Origin of the sequence: Streptomyces sp. MB09-02B, from assembly GCF_033794485.1 — a bacterium.
Lineage (GTDB): Bacteria > Actinomycetota > Actinomycetes > Streptomycetales > Streptomycetaceae > Streptomyces.
In genome coordinates this window covers 1-2,808 of the sequence record NZ_JARGEE010000699.1, presented here as the reverse complement: position 1 = coordinate 2,808, position 2,808 = coordinate 1, and the positions used below count along the sequence as shown (strand labels likewise).

Here is a 2,808-nt window from a genome sequence, read left to right as displayed (position 1 = left end):
CCGGCGGCTGTTGTCCGTTCCGGTGGCTGCCGGTTTCCGTGACCGTCGGGGAACCGCGGACCGTTCTCGTCCGCCCCCCGGTGGGGGCTTGTCGCGCAGTTCCCCGCGTCCCTTACGGGCTGCCGGTGGTCACCAGGCGAAGGCCTCCGGGGACGGGCCCGGGCCCGGGAAGATCTCGTCCAGGGAGGTCAGGAGCTCCTCGCTGAGCGTCAGCTCGGACGCGCGGATCGCGGAGTCGAGCTGCTGGGCCGTGCGGGGGCCCACGATCGGGCCCGTGACCCCGGGGCGGGTGAGGAGCCACGCGAGGGCGGCCTCGCCCGGTTCGACGCCGTGCTTGTCGAGCAGGTCCTCGTACGCCTGGACCTGCGCGCGGGCGGCGCTGTCGGCGAGGGCGTCGGCGGCGCGGCCGGAGGAGCGGCGACCGCCCTCGGCCTCCTTCCGGATGACCCCGCCGAGCAGCCCGCCGTGCAGCGGCGACCAGGGGATGACCCCGAGGCCGTACTCCTGCGCGGCCGGGATGACCTCCATCTCGGCGCGGCGCTCGGCGAGGTTGTAGAGGCACTGCTCGCTGACGAGGCCGATGGTGCCGCCCCGGCGGGCGGCGGTCTCGTTGGCCTGGGCGATCTTGTAGCCGGGGAAGTTGGACGAGCCGGCGTACAGGATCTTGCCCTGCCGCACGAGCACGTCTACGGCCTGCCAGATCTCGTCGAAGGGGGTGGCCCGGTCGATGTGGTGGAACTGGTAGACGTCGATGTGGTCCGTCCGCAGCCGCTTGAGGCTGGCGTCCACGGCGCGCCGGATGTTCAGCGCGGAGAGCTTGTCGTGGTTGGGCCAGGAGTCGGCGGAGGCCGCCATGTTGCCGTACACCTTGGTCGCGAGGACGACCTTGTCGCGGCGGTCGCCGCCCTTGGCGAACCAGTTGCCGATGATGCTCTCGGTGCGGCCCTTGTTCTCGCCCCAGCCGTACACGTTCGCCGTGTCGAAAAGGTTGATTCCCGCGTCCAGCGCTGCGTCCATGATCGCGTGGCTGTCCGCTTCGTCCGTCTGCGGACCGAAGTTCATCGTGCCGAGGACCAGTCGGCTGACCTTGAGTCCTGTGCGTCCGAGCTGTGTGTACTCCATGACTCCCCAGCCAATGCGCTGGAGTGCGCTCTAGGCAAGCGGGACAGACCTAGGACCTGTCGGCGATCGACAGGTACTGGGGGCCGGAGTACCACCAGCACAACCCGAACGTCCCCGACGGCGTGGAGGGGGTCAAGGCCGGTCTGGGCGGCTACTTCCAGCAGTTCCCCGCCCTCGCCGTCTCGCGCAAGCGCGTCGTCGCCGTCCACAGCCACTACGGCAACGCGCCGGGGGAGCGGGGGCAGGCGGTCGTCGACCTGTTCCGGGTGCGGAACGGGAAGATCGTGGAGCACTGGGACGCGGTGCAGGACGTGCCGGAGACCTCGGCGAACGACAACACGATGTTCTGACCGTCACGCCGTCACGCTCCGGTTCCCCGGCCGTCCGCTTGATCAGTTCCCACGTTGGCCGCGGATTCCGTGGATTCCGTGGGCAGGTGGGCATGCTGCGACTTCAAGCACGGTTGCGATCGGGGGAGCAGGAGCAGAGGGGTCGTCAGGAGGAGCAGGCCGGCCGTGGCGATCGCTGTACGGGGGGTGGTGACGGCGGCGAGGACGCCCCAGAGGGCCGTCATGGCGGCGGTGCTGAGTTTGCCGGTGACGGACCAGGCGGTGAGGGTGCGGGCGACGCGGTCCGGCGGGGTCCGGGTGAGGCGCTGGGTGGCCAGTACGGGGTTGAAGGCGCCGATGCAGGTGATCAGGCCCAGTTCGACGACCATGACGAGGACGAGCCCCGCCGGGCCCGCGCCGACGAACGCCAGGCCCAGCGGCCAGCACGCCCGCAGGGTTCCGGCGACCCGGACGACCCTGTCCTGTCCGTACCGGGCGACCAGCGGACCGGACAGGCGGGAACCGATCAGGCCGCCGACGCACGGGACGGCGAAGGCGAGACCGTACTGCCAGGGTGCGAAGCCCAGTTGCCCCACCATGAGCATGAGCAGCAGCGGCGCCGGGGCCATGATCAGGGCGTTGACCAGGACGGAGTTGAGGAAGAGGGGGCGCAGGGCGGGGTCGCGGAGGATGTACCGCCAGCCGTCCAGGAGGTCGCCGAAGCGGAACCGGGGGGTGGTGCGCGCGGCCGGTTTCGTGGTCGGGCCCGGGCGGGGCTCCTTGGTGCCGATCGCTCGGATGCCCGCTGCCGAGAGGAGGTAGCTGCAGGCGTCGAGCAGCACGGTGACGACCGGGCCGAGGAGACCCATCGCGGCGCCGCCGAGGGGAGGGCCGAGCATGGTTGTGGTCCAGGTCGTGGCCTCGAAGCGGCCGTTGGCGGCCACGAGGTGCTCCGGCGGGACCAGGAACTTCAGACAGGCGCCGCTCGCCGCGGTGAAGGTGATGTCGGCCACGGCGACGACCATGGCGACCAGGAGGAGCTGGGGGAAGGTGAGCAGGTCCAGGGCGTAGGCCGCGGGGACGGACAGCAGGGCCGCGCAGCGGACCAGGTCCATCGAGATCATCACCGGGCGCTTGCGGCGGAACTCCACCCACGGGCCGAGCGGTACGGCCACCGTCGCGCCCACCGCGAGACCGGCGGCCGCCAGCGCGGAGACTTCCGTGGGGCCGACGTGCAGGACCAGCACCGCGAGCAGGGGAAGCGCGTCGAACGACAGCCGGGTCCCGAACGCGCTGACCGCGTACGCCGCCCACAGCCACCGGAACTCCCGTCCCAGCCCACCGCCTCGCGTCATCC

3 protein-coding genes are annotated in these 2,808 nt (G+C 71.4%); 1 reads left to right on the top strand and 2 read right to left on the bottom strand.

All coding sequences use genetic code 11. The annotated features are described in order from the left end of the window. Positions 1–129 precede the first annotated feature (129 nt). A complete protein-coding gene (locus P1P70_RS43010; RefSeq protein ID WP_319247703.1) occupies positions 130–1,122 on the bottom strand; it encodes an aldo/keto reductase in 993 nt (330 codons plus the stop codon). 56 nt (positions 1,123–1,178) lie between these two features. Here P1P70_RS43010 and P1P70_RS43005 point away from each other — a divergent pair, with 56 nt between their 5' ends. Beyond that, positions 1,179–1,472 carry a nuclear transport factor 2 family protein gene (locus P1P70_RS43005; RefSeq protein ID WP_413471681.1) on the top strand — a complete coding sequence of 98 codons (294 nt, stop codon included), beginning with the start codon at positions 1,179–1,181 and terminating at the stop codon, positions 1,470–1,472. Positions 1,473–1,483: 11 nt separating this feature from the next. Here P1P70_RS43005 and P1P70_RS43000 read toward each other — a convergent pair whose 3' ends face one another. Further along, on the bottom strand, positions 1,484–2,806 hold the full coding sequence (locus P1P70_RS43000; protein ID WP_319247701.1) for an MFS transporter: 1,323 nt from the start codon (positions 2,804–2,806) through the stop codon (positions 1,484–1,486). Positions 2,807–2,808 lie beyond the last annotated feature (2 nt).

Bases quoted from the DNA above. Each gene is read 5' to 3' on its own strand.
- P1P70_RS43010 (WP_319247703.1), bottom strand. From the start codon at position 1,122: ATGGAGTACACACAGCTCGGACGCACAGGACTCAAGGTCAGCCGACTG.
- P1P70_RS43000 (WP_319247701.1), bottom strand. From the start codon at position 2,806: ATGACGCGAGGCGGTGGGCTGGGACGGGAGTTCCGGTGGCTGTGGGCG.